Below are 22,371 nucleotides of genomic sequence, written 5' to 3'. Positions count from 1 at the left end.
TGTCTGCGCCGCGGCGACAGGGCACAAGCCTGCGGTCAGTCATCGGACGGCCGGGATCGCCGCCAGACGACGCGCCACCCATCGCCCAGGGCGTCCGCCCCGCCCATCCACGCGGCCAGGCCCGCGAGCGAGGGAAGCAGCGGCGGATGGCGCTGCCAGTACTGCCCCGCACGATACGGCGCCCCGGCCATGGCCGTCACCACCGCCAGAGCCTGAATCTCCGGCATCCCCCGCGACCGAGCCGCGAGGCCACAACCGGCGGCGGCCTCATTGCCGCCCGCAAACTCGAGGAACGCCTCGGCCTGCGCCACGGACACGCCGTATCTTCGCGCGAGCCGCAGCGCCGCGTTCGGGTCGATCATGGATCCTCGCTCTCCTGTCGCTCCAGCGCACCCATCCGTGAACCGACCAGATGGCGGCTCTCCGAGTATACCGCCGGGTTCGGGCCTGCCCATAGCGGCACGGATTGACAGCAACCCGCGCGTACGTTTCGCTATCGTAGCCGGGCACGCGCACCGCGCCGTACACAGCCGTTGGAGGGAGCATCGACCATGCGCTTCGGGATCCATGTCGGCCAGCAGAACTGTGGGATCGACGAGCTGCGCCGGCTCTGGACATACGCCGACCAGAACGGTTTCATCTGGGTCTCCGTCTGGGATCATTTCTACTGCCGCACCGACCCCGCCGCGCCGCACTTCGAAGCAGTGCCGCTCATGGCCGCGATGGCCTGCGAGACGCGCTCGATCCGTATCGGCTGCCTCGTCTTCGCTGCCGCCTTCCGCAACCCGGGACTCTTGGCCAAGTCGATGGTAACGATCGACCACCTGAGTGGCGGGCGCGCCGAAGTCGGGCTCGGCGCCGGCTGGCACGAGCCGGAGTATCGCGCCTACGGCTACCCCTTCCCGCCCATCCGGGATCGCATGGACCACCTGGAGGAGAGCGCGCGGGCCATGACCGGGCTCTTGACCCAGGAGACGACCGACCTGGACGGCCGCTACGTCCAGCTCAACAACGCCTACGCCAACCCCAAGCCGGTGCGCGGCCGCCTGCCGCTCTGGATCGGCGGGACCGGCGAGCGCCGCACCCTGCGGATCGCCGCCCGCTACGCCGACGGCTGGAACGCCGCCTATGTCGGACCGGAGGAGTACCAGCGGAAATCCACCGTGCTGGACCAGTGGTGTGAGAAAGAGGGGCGCGACCCGGCCACGATCGAGCGCTCGGTCAACGTCGGGTTCTACATGGGCGCGACCGCCGCGGCGGCGCCCGCCGCGATCGAGAAGATGCACGCCCAGCTTCAGGAGGAGGCCGTCGCCCGTGCCGACGGTCAACTGACCGGCGGACCGGCCGAAGCCATCGCCCGCCTGGGCGCCTACCGCGACGCGGGCGCGGAGTGGGTTAACCTCGTGATCCGTCCCCCGGTCGACTGGGACGCCCTCCAGGCCTTCGTCGAGGAGGTCATGCCCGCGCTGGCGTGAGGTGTCAAGAGACACCGGATCAGGAGCGCCGGTAACGTGCCGGCGCTCCTGCCGTGCAACGACCCGATCAGCTCTCCCCGGCCGGCGCAGCGGCGGGGTGAACCGTCGCATCGCTCGCGGCAGTGGCTGCCGGGCGGATCTCGACCAGGTTGCTATGGAAGGTGCTCTGCCCGGCCAGGTCCGCCAGCGCGGCGGAGGTCGTGTTGTTGATGTTCCGGCCTTCGGGTGAGTGGATGCCCCAGAACCCCTTCGGGGAGACCGCTACACCGGGCGGCACGTCGTCGGTCACCACCGCGCGCAGGCGGCACCAGCCGCGCGCGTTCTCAACCACGACATCGTCCCCGTCGGCGATGCCGCGCGCCGCCGCATCCTCCGGGTTGATCTCGACGTAGGGTGTCCCCTCCAACGCTGCCAGCTTCGGCACATTCGCCAGGCTGCTGGAGACGAAGTGGTGCGCCGCACCGGAGATCAGCACCAACCGCCGGTCGGACGGGTCGTCCCAGGCGCGGTCCGCAAACTCGGCTGGCGGGGTCCAGTCGGGCAACGGGTCGAGCCCCTCGGCCGCCAGCGCGTCGCAGCGTAGCTCCAGCTTGCCGGAGGGCGTCGGGAAGCGGCCGTCGGCGAACGGCACCAGGTTCGCGACCTCGGCCCCGATCGGCACGGTCCCCTCGCGCTGCAGGCGCTCCAGCGTGATCCCCTCCAGCCACGGATTGCGGGCACGGGTGGCGTCGAGGATCTCGGCGATGACCTCGTCGGCGGACTGCTTCAGCCACGGTTCGTCGTAACCCATCGCTGCCGCCAGCAGGCGCATCACGTCCCAGTCGCTCTTCGCCTCCCCCAGCGGCGGGATCGCCGCGTGGTTGTACTGCAGGAATCGGTGACCGTACCCCTTGTGGAGGTCGACATGCTCCAACTGGCTCGTAGCCGGAAGGACAATGTCGGCGTACTGCGCCGTGTCGGTCATGAACAACTCGTGGACGACGGTGAAGAGGTCCTCGCGCTGCAGCCCGGCCAGGATCGCGCCACGGTCGGGTGTCGACGCCGCCGGGTTGGCGCAGAAGACGTAGAGCGCCATGATCGGCGGGTCGGTGACCTCTCCCTGCAGCGCCGCGCCGAGCCGGTTCATGTTGACAATGCGCGGAACCGGCGGGCACTCCGACGCATGTGAGACGGCCTCGCCGTCCCAGGACACATAGTCGCTGGTGCTGTAGAACAGCCCGCCGCCCCGGAGCCCCACCTGCCCGGCGACGGCCGGGAGGCAGGCCAGCGCCCGCGAGGTCTGTCCGCCGTTCCCGTGGCGCTGCACACCGTCGGAAAACTTCAGCATCGCGGGCTTGGTCGTCGCAAAGTCGCGCGCCAGCTCGATGATCTGCTCGGCCGGCAGCCCGGTGATGGCCGCGACCCGCTCCGGCGGGTACTCTGCCACACGGTCGCGCAGGTCACGCCAGCCGACCGTGTGCGCCTCCAGCCACGCCTCGTCGTGCAGTCCGTCCCGGAAGATGACGTGCATCATCCCCAGCGCCAGCGCTCCGTCGGTCGCGGGGCGCGGCCGTAGGTGCAGATCGGCCGAACGTGCCGTCCGCGTGCGTCGCGGGTCGATCACGACCACGCGCGTGCCCTTCCGCTGGGCGCGGCGCAGGAACGGCATGAAGTGCGGGCTTGTGGAGGCCGGATTGTGTCCCCAAATCAGGATCAGCTTGCTGTGCTCGACGTCAGCCATGGCCGGCGCCCAGCGGGCCCCGTAGGTCATCTGGATCGCCGTCTCAGCCGCCGCGCCACAGATCGACCGCTCCAGGCCGCTTGCGCCCATGCGGTACCAGAGCCGCGTCGCCGTCACCGAGTTCTGCACCAGCCCCAGCGTGCCGCTGTAGGAGTAGGGCAGGATCGCCGCAGCGCCATACTCGGCGATGATCGCCTTCCAACGTGACGTGATCTCCGCGATCGCCTCATCCCAGGAGATCCGCTCCCACTGGCCGGACCCCTTCGGCCCGACGCGCCGCAGGGGGTACAGCAGCCGGTCCGGGTGATAGACCCGATCGAGATAGGGGCGGACCTTGGCACAGAGCCACCCCTGAGTGATCGGGTGCTCCGGGTCAGCCTGGAAGAGGATGGCACGGCCATCTCGGACGGTCGTCAACGTGGCGCAGGTATCCGGGCAGTCGTGCGGGCATGCCCCGCGAACCACGAGAGCCCGGTCGTCTGTCGTGGCCGGCATAGCAGCCTCCAAACCCTGAGCGCGGCACCCCTCACGCCGCTGCGGAACGGACATAGAAGCAGTCTACACCAACTATCCGGGAGCGCGAATGGCTGACGGAGCCTTGACCGGCTCCCGAAACGGCCCCGCGACCACGAACGGCGCCGATGCTCCGAGTGGCGATGGCGTGCGTTCTGCGACGGTGTTGGTGTCGCACTCAGATCTCGCCGGAATCGAGGAGCCCGATGGCTGTCCGCGATCACCCGACCCCCGAGGAGTTGCTCCGCCGCACCTACTACAGCCCGGAGGAACTGGCCGAACTGCTCGAGATGAGTCCCTATTTCATCCGCGAGGAGGCGCGCCAGCGGCGTCTCAAAGCGGTCACGGTCGACCACAACGTCCTCTACATCCGCCGCGACGATGTTCTCGACTGGCTCCACCGTATCTCCCGCTAGTCGAACGGGCTTATCCGTGGAGCGGCGTCCCGTCCTGTCGGGAGACACGCCGGACAGGGCGGGCATCCGTGCGTGAACCGTGAACGTTGAGAGCAACCGTGCGCGCCGGTCCACTGCACGGCGCGGCGACCCATCCTGGGAGCCTGAGGGACGCGAGCCGACTGTTACGTGATTGGTACGCCCCGCAGGACCCCGTCGCCCGAGTGTAACGGCCTCCTGGCTATCTTCCAGAGCAGAAGATGAGCGCAGTGGGAGGGGATGGGTCCTCCCCGAGCTCGCAAGGAGGGGCATCAATGGACGGTGTGCGCTACATGACGCTGGAGGGCTGGCTGCTGGCTGCCGGCCTGGCCGTCGTGCTGGGGCTGGGTGCCAGCTATCTGCTCGACCGCCGCCTCCCCGTGGGCCGCACCCTGGGGCTGATCGGACTGGCCTTCCTCGGGGTCTTCGGCGGCTCGGAGCTGTTCGGCCCGCTTGAGGGCGAGCAGGCCCTGAGCGAGCTGGGGCCCGCGCTGGGCGACTTCTACCTGCTGACCGGCCTGCTGGGAGGGCTGGTGCTCATGGCGCTGGCTGTGGCTACCGGGCGCCGCGCCGCCGCCGGGCAGCCGACCGATGTGGCCCAGCAGGGCATCAGCGACCCGCCGGTGGCCCGCTGGCTGTTTGCCGACCTGCGCTCGGCGCCGCTGTGGTTCGGGCTGCGGCTCTACCTGGGCTATGAGTGGCTGGCGGCCGGCTGGCACAAGGTGACCGATCCCGCCTGGATGGACGGGGGCACGGCGCTGGCGGCCTTCTGGGAGCGGGTGGTGGCCGTGCCCGAGCAGGGGCGCCCGCCGATCACCTACGGCTGGTATCGGGACTTTCTGAGCTTCATGCTGGAGCACGAGTGGTATCCCTGGTTTGCCCCGCTGGTGGCGGTGGGCGAGACGCTGATCGGGCTGGGGCTGATCCTGGGGGCCTTCGTGGGGATTGCGGCCTTCTTTGGCACGCTGCTGAACTTCAACTTCATGCTGGCGGGGACGGCCAGCACCAACCCGGTGCTGTTTGGGCTGGGGGTGTTCCTGGTGCTGGCCTGGAAGGTGGCCGGCTGGTGGGGGCTGGACCGGGTGCTGCTGCCGGCGCTGGGGGCCCCCTGGCGGCCGGGGGCGCTGTTCCGGGCGGCGCGCGGGCCGAAGGCACCGACGCCGGCCTGAGACGACGCTACCTCCTCCCCCTCTCCACCGGTGCAGGCCCTGGGAGCACTCCCAGGGCCTGTTGCATGGGGGGCGTGGTGCGTGCTGCGTGGTGCGTGACCCCTCACCCCCAGCCCCTCTCGAACGGAGCCCACCAGGGGTGAGGGGAGCACAACGGAACACACACCACGCATGACACACCACTTCCACCCGCCAGAACGATGCTAGAATGCCCCCACTGTCGAACGGTTTGCCCACGGAGGGGGGTTCTATGGTCGACGAGCGCCTGCGCGCGATGGATCGTCACATCCTGGGCGAGATCTGGACCTCGGACGAGGCCTGGCGCAATCTCGCCTACCTCTGCGACGACATCGGCCACCGCTTCGCCGGCAGCGAGAGCGAGCGCGCCGGGGCGGAGTTCCTCGCGGCCAAGATGCGGGAGTACGGCCTCGAGCGGGTGCGACTCGAGGAGTTCCCGATGGCGAGCTGGGAGCGAGGCGAGTGCAGCCTGCGCCTGACCGCGCCCGTGGAACGGGAGTTCTCGGCCATCGCCATGCCCTACTGCCCGACGGCCGACATCGAGGCCGAGGTGATCGACGTTGGCGAGGGCGAACTGCCCGACTTCGAGCGGCTGGGCGCGCAGATCGCCGGGAAGATCGTGCTCACCGACGCTGAGACCAACCGGCCGGGCGAGCGCAAGAGCCACCGGACCGACAAGTTCATGTGGGCGATCGAACGGGGCGCCGTCGCCGTTGTCTTCATGAACCAGAACCCCGGCCTGCTCCGCATCACCGGCAGCCTCACCGGCCGCAACCCACGGGGCGACGCGCCGGAGGACCGTGAGGCGCCGATCCCAGGCATCGGTATCAGCTACGAGGCCGGCAAAGCGATCCGCCGTCTGGCCGAGCGGGGCACGCCGCGACTGCACATCCGCACCACCAACCGCACCTTCCAGTCGACCTCCTACAACGTGATCGGCGAGGTGACGGGTAGCGAGTACCCGAACGAGGTTGTGCTGATCGGCGGGCACTATGACGGCCACGACGTGGCCCAGGGCGCCGGTGACGACGGTGCCGGGACCATCACCGGGCTCGAAGCCGGGCGGGCGCTGGCCGGGCTGAAGGGCCAGCTCAAGCGCACCGTGCGCATCATCTGCTTCGGGTCGGAGGAGGTCGGTCTCCTCGGCGCCTGGTACCACGCCGCGCAGTGCGCCGCGCAGGACACGGAGCGCCTCCGCTTCGTGATGAACCTCGACGGCGCCGGCCGCGGCACGGGCGGGCAGGAGCAACTGGTGATCTCGTCGCTGCCGGAGCTGGTGCCCTACTTCGAGCGGCTGGGCCGGGAGATGGCCTATTCCTTCGCCATTCGGAACGAACTGAACTCCCACTCCGACCACTTCCCGTTCGCGATCCGCGGCATCCCGAACGGGACTCTGAACAGCCGGGACGCGACGGCCGGGATGATCGGCCGCGGCTGGGGCCACACCGAGGCGGACACCCTGGACAAGGTGCATCTGCGGGGCTTGCAGTCGGCGGCCGCGCTGGTGGCGCGCCTGGCAGTGCGGCTGGCCCAGGACGACGAGTTCCCTGGCCGGCAGCGCACGGTCGATGAAGTGCGCGAGCAACTGCGCGAGGCCGGCATCCTCGAGCGCCAGGAGCAGGCGGGCCATTTCCCGCCGGCATAGGGTGGGGTTTACCCCTCACCCCCAACCCCCTCTCCCACAAGGGGAGAGGGGGCTGTTTTTTCAGGAGCGCAGGCGTCGGACACAGTCGCGCCCGGCTCCGTACATGGCTCCCCTCTCCCAACGTTGGGAGAGGGGTCGGGGGTGAGGGCCGGGTGATCCTAGTTCGTCGTCCAGTCGAGTTGGATGTAGGCGCCGTACTTGATGTCCTCGGCCAGCTTGACTGGTTCGTCGTGGATCGAGGGATACCAGGTCAGGCCCGGCTCATCGATCACGTGCGCGACGAAGCCGGCACCATCCGGGGTCCAGCGCAGGACGTCCACCGGCCCGACGCCGATGACCGCCCGCCAGGCATCGCTGCCGTCGGCGTTCATCAGCCAGAGGTCTGCCGGGGTGTAGACCGTCGAGTCCTCGTGGACGACGAAGGCCAGGCGCCCGTCGGGCAGCCAGTGGAGGGCGTCGATCGCCCGCTGCGGACCCTCACGCAGGGCGGCGGGCGTGATTGCCGTCTCGGCGCCGTCGGAAAGCCGCAGGCGGAAGATGCCGTTGTAGGTGCTGTAGGCCAGTTCCGTCCCGCCGGGCGACCAGGCGTACGAGAGCACCTCGCGCGGCAGTTGGTGCTTGACCGGCTCAATCGTCTCATTTGGGCCGCCGACCGTGGCGACGAACGGGCGGAACCCGGCGGCGATCTGCGACACCTCGTAACGCAGCGTGTAGCCGCGCGGCGCCCAGCTCACGCCGTGGATCGTCTGCGCCTCCGGAATCTCGACCGCGTGGACCTGGGTGAGGTTCCGGCCGTCGGTGTTGCTGACCCAGAGCGACTGGCGATCGACCGGAACGTAGGCGATGCGCGTGCCGTCGGGGGAGACGACGTACTCCGTCACCGCGCGGCCGTCGGGCATGGTCGCCTTCCGGAGCGCCCCGCCGTCGAGCGGGGCGAGGTACACCGCCGGGTCGTCGGCAAACCGGACCGCGACCTGCTTGCCGCCGGGCACCAGCCAGAAGGCATCGAGGTCGGCGTTGCCCTGCGCGACCACGCGCGGCGCATCGCCGCTGGCCGGCTGCACCCAGAGACCGAGCACGCCGTCCGGCGTCACGCCGGCGAAGTAGAGATCGGCCGGGAAGGTCGGCGCGGTCGGCACCGGCGTCGGGGTCGGCGTCGGCACCGGCGTCTGCGTGGGCACCGGTGTCGGAGTCGGCTGCGGGGCAACCGGTTCACCGCTCGGGTTGGCGAGGTCGATCGTCAGCGTCCACGGTCCGGTGGCCACAGTGTTATCACCCGCCGATGGAGCTGAAACCGGAACCCAGGCCAGTGTCAGCGTGAGTGTTCCCTCGCGCGGGAGGCCGAGGAGCCGGACGTCGATGCCGGACCCGTCCTGGTCACGCTCCTCCTCCCGGATATCCACCACCGGAACCGGCGAGCCGTCCACCGTTGCCGTGACCTGCGGCGATGAGGCACCCTGCTCGACAGATCGCAGCGTGGCCTGATCGACATCAACCAGGCTCGTGCTAAGCCGAACGATGCTCACCGCTGCGCCCGGCGTCAACCGCTCTGCTGCGACCCCGACCCCGCCGTCGGTCACCTTTGCCGTGGTCGACGCAACAGGCGGCAGGGCACTGAGCGGGGAAAGGTCGACGTCGACGAACGTGTTCAACGTCTGCCCCCGGTCCGAGGTGAAGCGAACCTCAACAGTGCCGGACTCCGCATCGATGGCGGGGAACGCGTAATAGTTCGTCGCCGTCGCTGTCGACGGATCATTCAGCCCACCGAGGGGGATTGAACCGCCCGTATAGAGCTGATGCAGTTCGCGGCCCTGCTGATCCACAAGCGTGATCGTGCCGCTCGACTGTTCAACCGGCGCGGTGAACTCGACGATGGTGATCGTGCGATCCACGGCCAGCCTGGTGAGCGTGACCGCGTGCCCGTCCATGTCGATCTTTGCGTCGATCGGGAAGACAAGGCCCCCCTGATCGAGGGCGTCCATGATCTCCTCGAAGCGCGGGTCAATCGCCGGGGCTGGCTGGAACGCCCCCCGAAGCGTGCTGACATCCGCTGTGGCCTCGCCCAGGGTCGCGGCACCGACCGCAGCGGTGGCCGTCGGGTCGCCGCCCGACCGGGTCGCCATGCCGCGCAGCGCAAGCGCACCGACGGTGACCAGCGCCAGCAGCGCCACGAGCGCTGTGCCGGCCGCCAGCTTGTGCCCGCCGGCCACCAGCGCGCCCCAGAAGCCGCGCCGCACCGGCTGCTCGGCCCACGGGCGATGCTCGATCGGCAGCCGCGGCGCGGTGCGCAGGTAGCGGGCCAGATCGTAGAGGTCCTGACGGTACTGGCGTTCGATGCGCTGACAGGCGGGGCAGACCGCGAGATGCGCCTGAACCTCCGCCGCCTCTCGCGGGGGCAAATGCCCGTCGATCAGCGCCGGAAGCGCGCTTCGGACGTGTCGGCACTCCACCTATCGGCCCTCCGCTGTGTCGTCTGCGTCGTCCGGATCGTCCCGGTGATAGGCCCGGCGGAACGCCTCGCGCGCGCGGGAGAGGCGGGTCCGGGCTGCGCCGGGCGAGCAGCCGAGCTGCTCGGCGATCTCCTGCCCCGAGAAGCCGGCCGCCCGCAGGAGCAGGCAGGCGCGGTCCTTGGGATCCAGTTGCTCCAGTGCCTCCTGAACGGCGCTGTTGGTCACGACCCAGTCGCTGTGGCTATCCACGCTCGGGTCGTAGCCGCTTTCCGTCAGGCGCGAGAGGGGGATCCATCCGATCAACCGCTTGCGGCGGAAGTAGGACAGGGCGTGGTTGGTGGCGATACGGTACAGCCAGCCGGAGAGGTTGGTGATCGGCGTCGAGGGCAGCGCCCGGTACGCCGAAAGGAACGTCTCCTGGGTCAGGTCGCGCGCGAGCTCGACATCTCCGACCATGCCGTAGAGATACCGGGCGATCGGAGCCTCATAGGAGGCCACGATCGACTCGAACGCCAGGGCATCCGACGCCGTTGCCTGCTCGACTCCCTGTTGCCCGTCCACCAGTCCCCGTTCCACGCGATGCCCCCTTCTTGCTCATGAGATGGTCGGGGGCACGCAAATGTTACAGCGCGGCAGCGCCGGTTGGCGCGGCACGCATCGGCACGCGAGGGCCTCTACTCAACTAAACGTCCCGGACGCGAGCAGCGGATCAATCCGGCGGCCATCATGGCGGACATCCCACTCCGCGCGAACCAGGCAGGAGAGATCCGTCCTCTCGCACCCCGCCCAGCGTCCGCCCCGTTCAGACGGAACCCACCAGGGGGGAAGGAGAAACGGATTCCTCCACGCGCACGACGCTGGGCAGCTTGACACGTGGAGCGCCGGTATCCTGGCTGACTCCCGGCGGAATGGCAAGAGGGAAAGTGCCGCCGCGACGCCGGGCAGGAAAAGGCGCGGGCCGCGCGGTCCCTTGTGTGCCGCACAGCCCGCGCCCGAGGTCCGTTATGCCCCAGCGACGGCGTCTTGAACGGGTAGGTCCGTGAGGCTCCCAACGTCCGGCTGGGTCGTGCTCTCGTTCAGCCGCTTCTCCAGCGTCGGGTCGATATCCGCCTTCGCTGCGCCGAAGTCGATGGCCTCGGCGATCACCTGGTCCATGTTCTCGACCCAGATGAACTCCATATCAGCCGCGATCTGCTCCGGCACGGTCACCAGGTCGCGCCGGTTGTCCTCCGGGGCGATCAGGCGCCGGATGCCGACGCGGTGGGCGGCGATGGTCTTCTCCTTGAGGCCGCCGATGGGCAGCACGCGGCCGCGCAGGGTGATCTCGCCGGTCATGGCGATATCCGACCGCACCGGGTGCTTGGTCAGCGCCGAGATCAGGGCGGTGGCCATGGTAATCCCGGCCGAGGGACCGTCCTTGGGGATGGCGCCCTCGGGCAGGTGGATATGCAGGTCGTGCTTCTCCTGGAAGTCGGGCTCGATCCCCAGCGCGTCGGCGCGCGAGCGCGCATAGCTGAGCGCGGCGCGCGCTGACTCCTGCATCACGTCACCGGCCCGGCCGGTGATCGTCAGCGAGCCGCGACCGGGCATCACCGCGACTTCGACCGGGATCAGCTCCCCGCCGACTTCGGTCGTGCCCAGGCCGATGGCCACGCCGACCTGGCTCTCGCCGATCTTCGGATCGAAGCCGTACCGCTCCGGCCCGAGGTAGTCCTCCAGCCGCGCCAGGGTCAGCCGCACCCGCTTGGTCCGGCCCTTGACGACCACGTCGCGCGCCACCTTGCGGCAGATGCTGGCGATCTGGCGCTCCAGGTTGCGTACGCCCGCCTCGCGGGTGTAGCCGCGGATGATCCGCATCCAGACCTTCTGCGGGATCTCGATCTGGTCGGGCGCCAGCCCGTGCGCATCCAACTGCTTCGGCAGCAGGTGCCGGCGGCCGATCTCGATCTTCTCGTGCTCCGTGTAGCCGCTGATCTCGATGATTTCCATCCGGTCCCGCAGCGGCTTGGGGATGGCATACAGCGAGTTGGCCGTGGCGATGAACATGACCTTGGACAGGTCGTACGGCACGTCCAGGTAGTGGTCGTTGAAGGCGTGGTTCTGCTCGGGGTCCAGCACCTCCAGCATCGCCGCGGCCGGGTCGCCCCGGTAGTCGGACGCCATCTTGTCGATCTCGTCGAGGACGATGACCGGGTTGATGGTCCCCGCCGTCTTCATCGCGCCGATGATCCGGCCCGGGAAGGCGCCGATGTAGGTCCGCCGGTGACCGCGGATCTCGGCCTCGTCGCGCACGCCGCCCAGGCTGACGCGCACCAGCTTGCGGCCCATTGCGGTCGCGATCGACCGGCCGAGGCTGGTCTTACCGACTCCCGGCGGGCCGACCAGGCAGAGGATCTGGGCACCGATCGCGCCCCGTCCCTGGGTCAGCTTGCGCACGGCCAGGAACTCGATGATGCGCTCCTTAACGTGATCGAGGCCGAAGTGGTCGGCGTTGAGCACCTGCTCGGCGTGGTCGAGGTCGAGGTTGTCCTCGGTCATCTCGGTCCAGGGCAGGGCCAGGAGCGTGTCGATGTAGTTGCGCACGACCGTGCCCTCGGCGGAGACGGTCGGCATGCGCTCCAGACGTGAGACTTCGCGCAGCAGCTTCTCTTCGACATCCTGCGGCAGCTTGCGCGCGCGGATCTTTTCGCGCAGCGCCTCCATCTCATTGCCGCCCTCGCCCGAGAGCTCGTCGTGGATCGCCTTGAGCTGCTCGCGCAGGAAGTACTCCCGCTGGTTCTTGTCGATCTGCTCCCGCACCCGCTCCTTGATGCGCTGCTCCAGCGACGCCAGGTCGAGGTCGGTCGCGAGCTGCACCGCCAGCATCTCCAGCCGGTTGAGCGGGTCGAGGTTCTCCAGGAACGACTGGCGCTGGCTCGCGTCCCGAATCAACTGCGTGGTCAGCAGGTCTGCCAGGTGGGAGGGGTCATTGAGCCCCCGCACCATCTCCATGACATCGCTGGAGAAGGTGTTCTTGGCTTCCTGGTGCTGGCGGGCCAGGTCCCGAACGTAGTGGACCAGGGCCTGGGCCTCGGGGGTCAGAGTCACCCGCTCCACCGCCGGCTCGGCCCGGACGGTGTAGAACGGGCGCGGTCCATCGAACTGCAGGATCTCAACCCGTGAGAGCCCTTCCAGCGCCACCTGGATATTGCCGCCCTGCTGATGCTCGATCGAGACGATCTCGGCCAGGGTCCCGATCTGATACAGGTCGTCCGGGCGCGGATCGTCGACCGAAGCGTCCCGGTGCGCCACCACCACGATCCGGCGGTCGCGGCTCATGGCCTCCTCCACCGCCTGGATCGAGCGCGTTCTGCCGACGAGGAGGGTGACCACGTTGCGCGGGAAGATCACCACGTTCTTGAGCGGCAGCAGTGGGTAGCGCACCGAGTACATGTCGTAGCGGCTGACCATAGATGAAGTCCTCTTCCACCAGGTTTGTTCGAGTGTGGGCAGTCCGGCGGGGGCGCCAAGAGCGCCGGGGCCAAAGCTCCGGCAAGGGACAGCGCGCCTCAAACCGGTTCTGCGATATCGCTATCCTACCACGCTCGTCCCCGGGAAGACACCCGGACTTGTTCATTATGTCACGAAGTTGAAACGGGTGCCACCGGCCGATCCCCCATCGGCCGCCCCCGGCACCCACAGTGTACGTGACCGGGAGACACAAACCCAGTCTGCAGGGCGACCCGAAAGCCCGCTTCTCCGACTCGGCCGGTCGTCTCCACGTCAAGCATCAGTGCTCTCAATCTAGAACGTACGATACCCCGATCGGTGACTGAATGGCATCAATGGCGCGGCAAGAGCGATCACGCGCGTTTGGCCGGTCGGGCCAGACCGGTCCGACCCGCCGCGCGTGCCTGGTGCGTCTCGCGAACGAAGAAGGTCAAGGTTCCGGCGGCGAGCAGGCCCAGCCCCGCGGTAGCTCCGGCGGTGAGCGCCAGGCCGATCAGGTTGGCAAGCTGCCCCACGGCCAGCGGCGCGATCGCTTGTCCGGTATCCCCGATGAAGCGCCAGATGCCGAGGAACTCCCCCGTGCGCCCCGGGGGCGCGAGATCGGCGCCAAGCGTCATCATCGTGCCGGAGCCAATCCCATTGCCGAAACCGAGCAGCAGCGCGGCGGCCATCAGGGTCCAGTACGTCTCGGTGAAGGGAACGAGCGCCATGCCGAGGCCCATGATGGTGAAGGACGGCACCGCCGCCGCCTTGCGCCCGAAGCGGTCCATCACGATCCCGGCCGGCACGAAGAGGAGTACATCGACCAGCGACGAGGCACTCACGATCTGACCGACCTGAAAGTCGTCGAGCCCGAGGGAGTTGGCATAGAGCGGGATGACGATCTGCCGCGAGGCCCGGATCATCTGCCCGAAGATCTGAGCCGTCCCCGCGGCGACGACGTTCCGGTGGTTCCCGGCTACCGCCTCGCGCAGCACGGAGAGGTCCAAGCCATGCCGGGAAGCCGGGGCGGTTCCAGGCAGATCACGGACGAAGACGACCGCGAGCACGAACGCCATCCCGGCCAGCGCCCCGGACACGATCAGCGCCGTCGGCAGGCCGTACAGCTTGCCGATCAGACCTCCGACGGCGGGCCCGGTGAAGTGGCCAAGCCGGTTGATCCCCCCGAAGACCGAGATGACCCGTCCGCGCGCCGCCGGGGGGACTGCCTGCGTGATGAAGGCATGGCGGGAGAGGCCCCAGAACGCAGTTCCCACGCCGGCGAGGAAGCGAAGGATGATCAACGCCGGGATCGCCTCGGCAAGTCCGAGCGCGGTCGTGGCGGCCGCAAACACGCCAGCCCCCAGGAGCATCGCGCGTCGGTAGCCGATGCGGGGCAGCAGCAACCCAGTCGGCATATCGAAGAGCGTGGTGCCGATCCAGGCGGCGGCGACGACCACACCAGCCAGGCCATAGTCGCCGCCAAGGCGCGTGGCGTAGACCGGGAGCACTGGAATCATGACGCCCTGGCCGAAGGACAGGAGCAGGGTGGGGATATAGACCGACAGGACCAACCGGCGGTGCTCCGACGTCATCGACGCTGGGTTCCCTTTCCCTGCGCGCGGCCCGGCCCCCCGCAGGCTGTCATCCTAACCGGCGAGCGCGGCGGGCCTCCGCCTCTTCCCAGCGACGCCGCTCCTCCTCAGTCTGGACCAGGAGCGGCGGCACCGGCGTCGGCCGGCCCTCATCGTCCAGCGCGACGTAGACAAGGTAGGCCGTGGAGGTACGCGTGATCCGCCCGGTCGGCACGTGCTCCGCCTCGACGACCACCTCGACCTCCATGCTGGTGCGGCCGGTCCAAGTGAGGCGAGCGTGGAGCATGACCAGGTCGCCGACGTAGACCGGGTGGAGGAACGTCATGGAGTCCATCATCACCGTGACGACGCGCCGCTGAGCATGGCGCGCTGCGGCGATGCCACCCGCGGTGTCCACAAGCTTCATGATCGTGCCGCCGTGCACATTCCCGGCCGGGTTGGCATCGGTTAGCAGCATGAGCTGCGCCAGGGTCGTCTCGCTGTCACTGACCGGTCGGGGTGACAGATTCGGCTGGTCGGGGCGGTGCTCCGTCGTCGTCATAGCTCCTCAGCCTAGCCTGACCATGCCCCACGGGGCAAGGGTGAAGCGGGAAGAGCGTCATGCGTTGTCCTTGGGGACACCCGGCCTGTTCACATGGCTTGTCGATGGGAGAGAGGCGTGGACCAATCGCCGCTTTCAGCGGCTCAGTATTTGTGACAGCACTAACAGCAAAACGGTGTGGCATCGAAAGGAAGTTGGAGTGTTCGCGGGTTATGCTGAAGTCGACCCGATCACTCCCCTTCCCTGGCGCTCGACGCCGCGGCCACCAGCGTAGTCGGGCGGATTCCCTCCCCGTACAGGCGCCCGGTGTCCTCCTCGCGGCGACACCTGGGCGCCCCCTTGGTTGGAAAAGGTCCGCGTGCGCGGCGCCCGCGAGAGAACGTCAGGCTGACAATACCTGCTCTTACGCCTCCGTCCACGTCTGAGACGGGTGATCGAAGGAACCCAACGCCGTGGCATGCGGCCGGGGACGATGCAGTTTGACGAATTACTGTGTTACACCGGAGCCGCCCTAATGCTGTCATCCTGAGCGGAGCCGGCCGGCGCCGGAGCGGCGGCCGGCGGAAGCGAAGGATGACAGCATCGCGGGAGCGGCTTGCTAACGGGTAGACCACGTTGTTTCGCCAAACTCCATGACCCCCGGGCCCTGACCACGGCACGAGGCCCCTTACACCACCCGTCCTGGCCCCATCCCACGGCGCACGGACATCACCCGGAGCCGACACGAATCCGGCTGCGCGGTCAGACGGAGGCGCGCTCCTCGGTGCGGGCGCGGTCCTTCGCCGGCTGGCGTGCCGGGATGAGCACCGTCACCGTGGCGAGGACCAGGAAGAGCGCCAGGCCCCAGAAGACCAGCGTCGGCTCGCCGCGGTTGAGCACCTCGCCGAGGATGGGCGGGGAGATGATGCCGCCGACGCTGAAGCCGACGGAGACGAAGGCAAAGCTTTGACCGGCGGCTCCCTCCGGCGAGGACTCACGCACCAGCTTGTCCCGACTCGGCATGATGATCCCCTGCAGCCCACCCGCCAGGGCGAACACCGGCAGCAACAACCAGACCGGGATCGGCACCGCGGCGACCAGGAGCATCAGGAGCGTGCTCGCGGTGAAGCTGATTGCGATGACCCGCCCGTAGCTGCGGATGCGATCGGCCAGCACACCGCCGGCCAGCACCCCGATGGCGAGGGTGACCAGGAAGGCCGTGAGCATCCCGTTGGCCGTCTCGAGCGAGACGCCGTACCGCTCGGTCAGGGTCGACGGGAGGAACGACTGCAACCCAGCGGTGAACATCGAGGTGAACACGAAGAAGCCGAACAGGAGGAGGAACGGCCGGCTCAGCATGAAGCGGAAACTCGCCCCCTTGCGTGACGCCCCCTCCGCCCCCGGAGACGGCGCGGGACGGACCGGCGCAGGTACCCGGAGCCAGAGCGCGACCGCCGCCGCGATGATGATGCCCAGTAGCCCGGCGACGGCCAGCGCTACCTGCCAGTTGAAGGCCCGGGTGATCCCCGCGATGGCCAGCGGCGCGGCGGCGCTCCCGGCGAAGCCGGTGAAGGTGTGCAGGCTGTACGGCTTCCCCGCGCGCTCCGCGCTGAAGAGCGCGGAAAGGATGGCGTAGTCAGCCGGGTGGAAGACAGCCTGCCCTACTCCGGCGCAGAGCGCCAGCACGAGGAGAACGCTGTAGTTCGGCGCCAGCGCCGAGAGACCGATACCGGCGCCGTTTACCAGCAGGCCAAAGACGAGGATCGGCTTGGGGCCATGGCGGTCAGCCAGGTAGCCGAATGGGACCTGGAAGATCGCGCTCGTGACGCTGTAGAGCGTCATCAGGAAGCCGAGTTGCAGATAGTTGACCTGGAAGACCACCGCGAGGATCGGGAACAGGGATGGCAGGGTGATCAACCAGAAGTGGCTCATGAAGTGGCCGGCGCTGATCAGCACCAGCGCCGTCCCCGCGCGGGAGGCCGCGGGGTGGGCGATCGGACTGGACATCGGTCGCTGCCTCTCCGTCCGGCCACGGCCCGCGCCGCCGGCCGAGATGCACCGACCGAGTGTACGCCATTCTGCTCCAAGGCGCGAAGGGATACCGGTATCTACCCCTGGCTCCGCGTCCCCTAGAGACAGCCACGTCGGGCTGGAACGCGGGCGTCCACGTTCCCGGCACGAGCGTTAGGCGCCGGTGCGGTACTCGAAGTGCGTCTGACAGCGCAGGCAGCGCGTGGCGGTGGGGAGCGCCTTGAGCCGGGCCGGGTCGATCATCTCACCGCAGTCGATGCAGACGCCGTAGGTCCCACGCTCCAGGCGATCCAGCGCCGCGTCAACCTCAGCCAGTTCCGCGTCGATCCGGGCAAGGGCACCGACGGTGGTCTGGGCTTCCAGCAAGTCGGAGGCGGCATCGGCGATATGCGTGGCGATGGTGCCTTCGTCTCCCTGGCTGACGGTCATCGCCGCCAGCGACTCCTCCACCTCGGCGCGATGGCGTAGCAAGTCCTCACGCAGCCGCATGAGCCGACCGCGTGCTGTGGTCATCACCTCACGGTATGCGCCGGTTCTGACCGTCACGGCCATTGCCCTCCCTCCAATCATTCCTCTCGGCTTGGGGACGTCGCCCCGCCCTTTCACTTACCGCAATTGTCCGCGGGGCAGCGGCGAGGGCACACAACAGATCACCAGCCGTCGCGACAATGTCGTGACAAAGCGGAGGGAGGGGCGGTCGAGACGGTTCGTTGACCGTCTCGACCGCGAGGAACGCGCTACTACTTCGCGAGCGCGGTCAGGTAGGCGCAGTAGGCACGGCGGCCGCGGCGCATGCTCTCCAGCCGCATCGACTCGTTGGGCGCGTGGACGTTGCCGTCCGGCGTGCCGAAGGCGAAGAAGACCATATCGGCACCCAGCTCGCGTTGGAAGATCTCGGCGACCGGGATCGTGCCGCCCTGTCGGGCGATGACCGGCGGCTTGCCGAAGATCTGCTCCAGCACCTCCATCGCCGTCTTGAGCGCCGGGTGGTCCCGGCGGATGCCGAACGGGCGGGCGGAGCCGGGGAAGCGCTCGACGGTCGCCGTGGCCCAGGGCGGGCAGTGCTTCTCGACGTGCCGCTCGATCAGCGTCAGGATCTCCTCCGGGTCCTGATCGGCGACCAGGCGGCAGGTGATCTTGAAGTGGCCCTCGGCCGGGGTGACCGTCTTGACCCCCTCGCCCTGGAACCCGCTCCAGATGCCGTTGATGTCGAGCGTGGGGCGGGCCGCCACGCGCTCACCCGGGCTGTAGCCGGGCTCGCCCCAGAGGGCAGGCGCGCCCACCTTCTCCCAATAGGGGCCGGCGCTGGCCTGCGCGGCCGCCAGTTCGGCGCGCTCCTCCTCGCTCAACTCCCGCACCCGGTCGTAGAAGCCCTCGACCGCGACGCGCCCGTCGGGCGTGTGGAACGACGCGGCCAGGTGGGCGGTGACCTGTGCCGCGTTGGGCACAGCAGCGCCGAACATCCCGGAGTGCAGGTCGGTGTCGGCAGTACGCACGTTCACCTGGCAGGCCGCAATCCCCTTGGCGGTGAGCGTCACCCCCGGCTGATCGAGCGAGGGCTGCCCGCCGTCGGCGCTGATGATGAAGTCGCAGGCGAGCTTCTCCCGGTGGTTGGGCATGAAGGCGGGCAGGCTGGGGCTGCCGATCTCCTCCTCGCCCTCGAAGAAGAACTTGAGGTTGATCGGCGGGCGGCCCTGGGTGCGCACCAGCGCCTCGACGCCCTGCAGCGCCACCATCACGTTGCCCTTGTCGTCCGACGCGCCGCGGGCGTAGAGCTTGTCCTCTCGCACCTGCGGCTCGAACGGCGGCGAGGTCCAGAGGTCGAGCGGGTCAGGCGGCTGGACGTCGTAGTGGCCGTAGATCATCGCGGTCGGCTGGGCGTCATCGACGTGCCAAGCACCGAAGACGACCGGGTTCCGCTCGGTCGGCAGCAACTCGACCTGCGGCACGCCGATGCGGCGCAGGTAGTCCGCCAGCCATTCGGCCGCACGGCGCACGTCACCCTGGTGCTCCGGGAGGGCGCTGACACTCGGGATGCGCAAGAACTCCTGGATCGCCTCCAGGTGTTCCTGCTCGCGCTCCTCCAGGTAACGGTCGCACTCAGCCAGAGACATCAGGTCTCCTTTCGTGTTGCGTGTTGCGTATTCCGTGTTGCGTAGTGCCACAAGCCCCGGCCCTCTTCGATCGGAGCCCGCCCGGGAGGACGGAACACGAAACACGCAACACGCAGTACACAATACGAGTTACGCAGTTCTCTCTACGCCTCAATCACACCCAGCGCCACCAACCGGCTGCGCAGCTCCGCCGTCTCCTCGTCGGTGAGCGCGGGGATGGGCCGGGTCATATGCGGGCCACAGATACCCTTCAGGGCGAGCGCGGCCTTGAACGCGGCCGGGAAGACCCCGATGCGGCAGGCATCGGTGACGGCCGCGACCAGCCCCTGCAACGACTGCGCGGTGGCAAAGTCCCCCTCGCGCATCGCCTTGAAGATCCCCGCCTCGGCCTCCGGCACGACGTTCACCGTGGCGCCAATGATCCCGTCGCCGCCCGCGAACAGCGCGCTGGCCAGCAGGTTGTCGGAGCCAGTCAGCACCGTGAAGTCGGGGTGATTCGCCACCGCCCGGACCACCGCGGTGAAGTAGCCGAAATCGCCGCTGCTGTCCTTGATGCCGATGATGTTCGGGTGCTCAGCCAGGCGCGCGACCGCCTCCACCGCGATCGGCACCTTGGTGAGCCGCGGGATGTTGTAGAGGATGATCGGGATCGGGCTCGCCTCGGCGACGTACTGGAAGTAGTCGATCACCGCGGCGGTATTCAACGGGAAGTAGAATGGGGGCGGCACCAGCGCCCCGACCGCGCCGCTCCCGTCCGCGGCCTTCAGGTCGGCGACGATATCGTCCACCACCGTGCCGGCCGCACCGGTGAAGATGGTCCCGCGGCCTCCCGCCGCCTCCGTCACCGTGGCCAGCACCTCCTGCCGCTGCGCGCGGGTCAGGCCGTTGCACTCGCCCGTCGACCCCAGGATCGACAGCCCATCGATCCCGGCGTCGAGCAACGCGTTCACCAGGCGGCCCACACCGTCACGGTCCACCTTCCCGTCCGGCGTCAGCGGCGTCGCCATCGCCGCGTAGACGCCGGGGTAGCGTGCCGTCCGCTCACTCATCGGTACCGTGCTCCCTCGTATCCAGCTTGTCGGGGGCAACCCCGCCTTGCTACCGTGGCGGCATCGTAGCACAGCAGACGCGAACTCGGAGCGCGAGCGTGGGGAACGTGTAGAATCGGACATCCTGAGAGACGCCCATCGGTGCGGAGTGCGGATGGAGCAAGCAGATGACAGCGGGAGTGCAGGGAAGCGGCGCGACGCCCGCCGGAGATGCGGGTGCTGAGGCGCCGGTGGTAACGGAGCGGCGCCAGACACTCACGGTCGCCATGCGCCGGGAGATCCTGGCCGACCTCGCGCGGGAGATCGGCGCCGGCGCGACGGTCGAGGGCGACCGGATGATGCTGGACGCCGGGCAGGGCGTCGCCCTCGAAGGGCACGTCGAGCCGGACGGCACGATCGCCCTCACCTGGTGGATGACCGCCACCGCGCCGCAGGGGCATCCCCGCTGGCGGGACGTGGCGGCCGAGATCACCCGCGAGGGCGAGGCGATCTACACCTCGGCACTGGGCGGCGGCTTCCTCGTCGAGGTCACGCAGCAGAGCGCGACTGCCCGCGAGGCGGCCCGGCTGGCCCGCAGCCCCAAGCCGGTCGAGCGCGTCCGCGAGCTCATCGCCACCTTCCCCGAGCGCGTCGCCGCGCTCCCACCCGAGCCGGTGCCGGAGTACCTGCTGCCGGAGGAGCAGGGGTAGCGGTTGGCGCATCGGGGCTGACAACAACACTCCCCTCGGCATCTGACAAGTTGAGCGGGTCTACGGCCGCGACACTTGCCCGGGGCTCATGGAGTTTGACGAATTACCTAGATGTGCACGGTCGGCCCGTGCCCGGGGTGGGTGGTGAGAAGGTCGCCGCGTCGTGGCCCGTGCCCGGGGTGGGTGGTGAAAAGGTCGCCGCGTCGTGGCCCGTGCCCGGGGCTAAAGCCGCCGGGCTGACAAGGGGTAAGCCCACTGAAGGGGCTATGATGGCTGCACCCAGGCGGATCCAGTCCGGCATCCTGCTGGGCTCCCGTCCCAGTCCCTTCAGTGGGCTTTGATTTTCAGCCCGGTGGCTTTAGCCCCGGGCACAGGCCGATCGCGTACATCCATGTATTTCGTCAAACTCCATGCACCCCGGGCCCGTGCCGACCGCATAGACCAGGGGCTAGCACCAGCAAGGCGCGTAGACTCAAGCGTGGACCATACTCAATCAGAGCCAATCAGGGAGGGTCGAGATGCAGGGAATCGAGCAACCCGGTGGCTATGCGGTGGGTTGGTTCACACTAGCGCTGATCAATGCGGGCCTGGCGCAGGGAAAGAACCGAAGCGGCGGTGCCTGGTTCCTCATCTCCGTGCTCCTCGGCCCAATCGCCACCTTCCTGATAGTCGTTTTGCCACGGCCTGAGTAAGAGACAAGCGACAGACATCTCGCCCGCCGCATCGCGCAGGAGCGAACTATGGAAATGCTCCCATGCCAGCCTGCGCGCAGCGTATCAGCGCTCGGCGGCCCTCACGGATTGGCCTATGACGACGAGATCACCCATGCGATCGCTTCCAGCGCTGGTGCTCGATGGCGGTGCAGCGGTCGACGATGACGGTGAGGCCGCCCTGCTCGGCGATGGCGATTGCCTCGGGGTTGATGATGTCGAGCTGGAGCCAGAACACTTTGGCTCCTACCGCGACGGCTTCGCGGGCGATGTCCGGCGTCGCCTCTGGACGGCGGAAGACATCGACCACGTCGATCGGCTCCGGGACGTCCAGCAGCGAGGGGTAGGCCCGCTCACCCAGCACCTCCTGCTCGGCCGGGTTCACCGGGATGATGAGGTAGCCCTGGCGCTGCAGGTAGGCGGCTACCCCGTAGCTCGGCCGGTTCGGCTTTGACGAGAGCCCGACGATCGCGATCGTGCGCGCAGTGCGCAGGATCTCGTCGATCGTCGCAGGGTCCTGGTAGCGGCTGAGATCGACCGCTTCCTCATAGGCCATACGTTCGCGCGCTCCTCTCCGAGCCGTAGTCGGCTCCCAGGACATGCTAGCAGGCCCCAGACCACCGGGAAAGGCGGGACCCATTTCGCCTTCCAGTCACACCCGCGACGGCGAAAGGTGCGTACGTTCGCGCAATTGGGGTTGGCAGGGCTTGCATCGATACGCTATAATTGTCACGGAATCGAACATCAGTTCTGATCAAGCACGACTGTGGG

Annotated in this window: 18 protein-coding genes; 6 read left to right on the top strand and 12 right to left on the bottom strand. The window is 68.6% G+C overall.

All coding sequences use genetic code 11. The features are described from left to right. Positions 1 to 35 precede the first annotated feature (35 nt). Complete coding sequence (locus tag STHE_RS00495; protein ID WP_012870589.1) at positions 36 to 362, bottom strand: hypothetical protein; 327 nt, start codon at positions 360 to 362, stop codon at positions 36 to 38. A 189-nt stretch (positions 363 to 551) separates the two neighbouring features. Here STHE_RS00495 and STHE_RS00490 point away from each other — a divergent pair, with 189 nt between their 5' ends. After that, entirely contained in the window at positions 552 to 1,475 is a 924-nt protein-coding gene (locus STHE_RS00490; RefSeq protein WP_012870588.1) for an LLM class flavin-dependent oxidoreductase, read from the top strand. Positions 1,476 to 1,542: 67 nt separating this feature from the next. On the opposite strand, the gene STHE_RS00485 is transcribed toward STHE_RS00490, so the two are convergent. Next, complete coding sequence (locus STHE_RS00485; RefSeq protein WP_012870587.1) at positions 1,543 to 3,690, bottom strand: molybdopterin-containing oxidoreductase family protein; 2,148 nt, start codon at positions 3,688 to 3,690, stop codon at positions 1,543 to 1,545. Between the two features lie 224 nt (positions 3,691 to 3,914). On the opposite strand from STHE_RS00485, the gene STHE_RS00480 reads away from it, so the two are divergent. From STHE_RS00480 to STHE_RS00470, 3 genes are all read left to right on the top strand, one after another. Beyond that, positions 3,915 to 4,124: a helix-turn-helix domain-containing protein gene (locus STHE_RS00480; protein WP_012870586.1), complete on the top strand. Its 210-nt coding sequence runs from the start codon at positions 3,915 to 3,917 to the stop codon at positions 4,122 to 4,124. A gap of 293 nt (positions 4,125 to 4,417) precedes the next feature. Then, on the top strand, positions 4,418 to 5,311 hold the full coding sequence (locus STHE_RS00475; protein WP_012870585.1) for a DoxX family membrane protein: 894 nt from the start codon (positions 4,418 to 4,420) through the stop codon (positions 5,309 to 5,311). A gap of 250 nt (positions 5,312 to 5,561) precedes the next feature. Next, positions 5,562 to 6,974 (top strand): M28 family peptidase, encoded by a 1,413-nt coding sequence (locus STHE_RS00470; protein ID WP_012870584.1) that lies wholly within the window; start codon positions 5,562 to 5,564, stop codon positions 6,972 to 6,974. A 158-nt stretch (positions 6,975 to 7,132) separates the two neighbouring features. On the opposite strand, the gene STHE_RS00465 is transcribed toward STHE_RS00470, so the two are convergent. The 9 genes from STHE_RS00465 to STHE_RS00425 all read right to left on the bottom strand — a co-directional run bounded on the left by STHE_RS00465 (position 7,133) and on the right by STHE_RS00425 (position 20,201). Continuing rightward, entirely contained in the window at positions 7,133 to 9,424 is a 2,292-nt protein-coding gene (locus STHE_RS00465) for a zf-HC2 domain-containing protein (protein WP_012870583.1), read from the bottom strand. Further along, positions 9,425 to 10,000 carry an RNA polymerase sigma factor gene (locus STHE_RS00460; RefSeq protein ID WP_012870582.1) on the bottom strand — a complete coding sequence of 192 codons (576 nt, stop codon included), beginning with the start codon at positions 9,998 to 10,000 and terminating at the stop codon, positions 9,425 to 9,427. Positions 10,001 to 10,426: 426 nt separating this feature from the next. Then, positions 10,427 to 12,874, bottom strand: a complete 2,448-nt coding sequence (lon, locus tag STHE_RS00455; protein WP_012870581.1) for an endopeptidase La — start codon at positions 12,872 to 12,874, stop codon at positions 10,427 to 10,429. Positions 12,875 to 13,266: 392 nt separating this feature from the next. Further along, positions 13,267 to 14,487 (bottom strand): MFS transporter, encoded by a 1,221-nt coding sequence (locus tag STHE_RS00450; RefSeq protein WP_012870580.1) that lies wholly within the window; start codon positions 14,485 to 14,487, stop codon positions 13,267 to 13,269. A 49-nt stretch (positions 14,488 to 14,536) separates the two neighbouring features. After that, a complete protein-coding gene (locus STHE_RS00445; RefSeq protein ID WP_012870579.1) occupies positions 14,537 to 15,028 on the bottom strand; it encodes an acyl-CoA thioesterase in 492 nt (163 codons plus the stop codon). 741 nt (positions 15,029 to 15,769) lie between these two features. Then, complete coding sequence (locus tag STHE_RS00440) at positions 15,770 to 17,014, bottom strand: MFS transporter (RefSeq protein ID WP_012870578.1); 1,245 nt, start codon at positions 17,012 to 17,014, stop codon at positions 15,770 to 15,772. A 177-nt stretch (positions 17,015 to 17,191) separates the two neighbouring features. After that, entirely contained in the window at positions 17,192 to 17,590 is a 399-nt protein-coding gene (locus tag STHE_RS00435; RefSeq protein WP_012870577.1) for a TraR/DksA family transcriptional regulator, read from the bottom strand. A gap of 188 nt (positions 17,591 to 17,778) precedes the next feature. Then, complete coding sequence (locus tag STHE_RS00430) at positions 17,779 to 19,152, bottom strand: dipeptidase (RefSeq protein WP_012870576.1); 1,374 nt, start codon at positions 19,150 to 19,152, stop codon at positions 17,779 to 17,781. 143 nt (positions 19,153 to 19,295) lie between these two features. Next, complete coding sequence (locus tag STHE_RS00425) at positions 19,296 to 20,201, bottom strand: dihydrodipicolinate synthase family protein (RefSeq protein WP_012870575.1); 906 nt, start codon at positions 20,199 to 20,201, stop codon at positions 19,296 to 19,298. A gap of 167 nt (positions 20,202 to 20,368) precedes the next feature. On the opposite strand from STHE_RS00425, the gene STHE_RS00420 reads away from it, so the two are divergent. Beyond that, entirely contained in the window at positions 20,369 to 20,890 is a 522-nt protein-coding gene (locus STHE_RS00420) for a hypothetical protein (RefSeq protein ID WP_012870574.1), read from the top strand. Between the two features lie 518 nt (positions 20,891 to 21,408). Beyond that, the gene (locus STHE_RS18930; protein WP_012870573.1) at positions 21,409 to 21,582 is read left to right on the top strand and encodes a hypothetical protein; all 174 of its coding nucleotides are present in this window, start codon (positions 21,409 to 21,411) and stop codon (positions 21,580 to 21,582) included. A 127-nt stretch (positions 21,583 to 21,709) separates the two neighbouring features. Here the strand turns inward: STHE_RS18930 and STHE_RS00415 are convergent, their stop codons facing one another. Beyond that, on the bottom strand, positions 21,710 to 22,156 hold the full coding sequence (locus tag STHE_RS00415) for a CoA-binding protein (protein WP_012870572.1): 447 nt from the start codon (positions 22,154 to 22,156) through the stop codon (positions 21,710 to 21,712). Positions 22,157 to 22,371 lie beyond the last annotated feature (215 nt).

The sequence above is a fragment of the Sphaerobacter thermophilus DSM 20745 genome (assembly GCF_000024985.1).
Lineage (GTDB): Bacteria > Chloroflexota > Chloroflexia > Thermomicrobiales > Thermomicrobiaceae > Sphaerobacter > Sphaerobacter thermophilus.
The sequence above is the reverse complement of the archived record's forward strand: the minus strand, read 5'-3'. Positions and strand labels throughout refer to the sequence as shown.

Excerpts from the sequence above, each read along its gene's own strand:
- STHE_RS00495 (WP_012870589.1), bottom strand. The coding sequence starts at position 362 with ATGATCGACCCGAACGCGGCGCTGCGGCTCGCGCGAAGATACGGCGTG.
- STHE_RS00490 (WP_012870588.1), top strand. The coding sequence starts at position 552 with ATGCGCTTCGGGATCCATGTCGGCCAGCAGAACTGTGGGATCGACGAG.
- STHE_RS00485 (WP_012870587.1), bottom strand. The coding sequence starts at position 3,690 with ATGCCGGCCACGACAGACGACCGGGCTCTCGTGGTTCGCGGGGCATGC.
- STHE_RS00480 (WP_012870586.1), top strand. The coding sequence starts at position 3,915 with ATGGCTGTCCGCGATCACCCGACCCCCGAGGAGTTGCTCCGCCGCACC.
- STHE_RS00475 (WP_012870585.1), top strand. The coding sequence starts at position 4,418 with ATGGACGGTGTGCGCTACATGACGCTGGAGGGCTGGCTGCTGGCTGCC.
- STHE_RS00470 (WP_012870584.1), top strand. The coding sequence starts at position 5,562 with ATGGTCGACGAGCGCCTGCGCGCGATGGATCGTCACATCCTGGGCGAG.
- lon (WP_012870581.1), bottom strand. The coding sequence starts at position 12,874 with ATGGTCAGCCGCTACGACATGTACTCGGTGCGCTACCCACTGCTGCCG.
- STHE_RS00450 (WP_012870580.1), bottom strand. The coding sequence starts at position 14,487 with ATGACGTCGGAGCACCGCCGGTTGGTCCTGTCGGTCTATATCCCCACC.
- STHE_RS00445 (WP_012870579.1), bottom strand. The coding sequence starts at position 15,028 with ATGACGACGACGGAGCACCGCCCCGACCAGCCGAATCTGTCACCCCGA.
- STHE_RS00440 (WP_012870578.1), bottom strand. The coding sequence starts at position 17,014 with ATGTCCAGTCCGATCGCCCACCCCGCGGCCTCCCGCGCGGGGACGGCG.
- STHE_RS00435 (WP_012870577.1), bottom strand. The coding sequence starts at position 17,590 with ATGGCCGTGACGGTCAGAACCGGCGCATACCGTGAGGTGATGACCACA.
- STHE_RS00430 (WP_012870576.1), bottom strand. The coding sequence starts at position 19,152 with ATGTCTCTGGCTGAGTGCGACCGTTACCTGGAGGAGCGCGAGCAGGAA.
- STHE_RS00425 (WP_012870575.1), bottom strand. The coding sequence starts at position 20,201 with ATGAGTGAGCGGACGGCACGCTACCCCGGCGTCTACGCGGCGATGGCG.
- STHE_RS00420 (WP_012870574.1), top strand. The coding sequence starts at position 20,369 with ATGACAGCGGGAGTGCAGGGAAGCGGCGCGACGCCCGCCGGAGATGCG.
- STHE_RS18930 (WP_012870573.1), top strand. The coding sequence starts at position 21,409 with ATGCAGGGAATCGAGCAACCCGGTGGCTATGCGGTGGGTTGGTTCACA.
- STHE_RS00415 (WP_012870572.1), bottom strand. The coding sequence starts at position 22,156 with ATGGCCTATGAGGAAGCGGTCGATCTCAGCCGCTACCAGGACCCTGCG.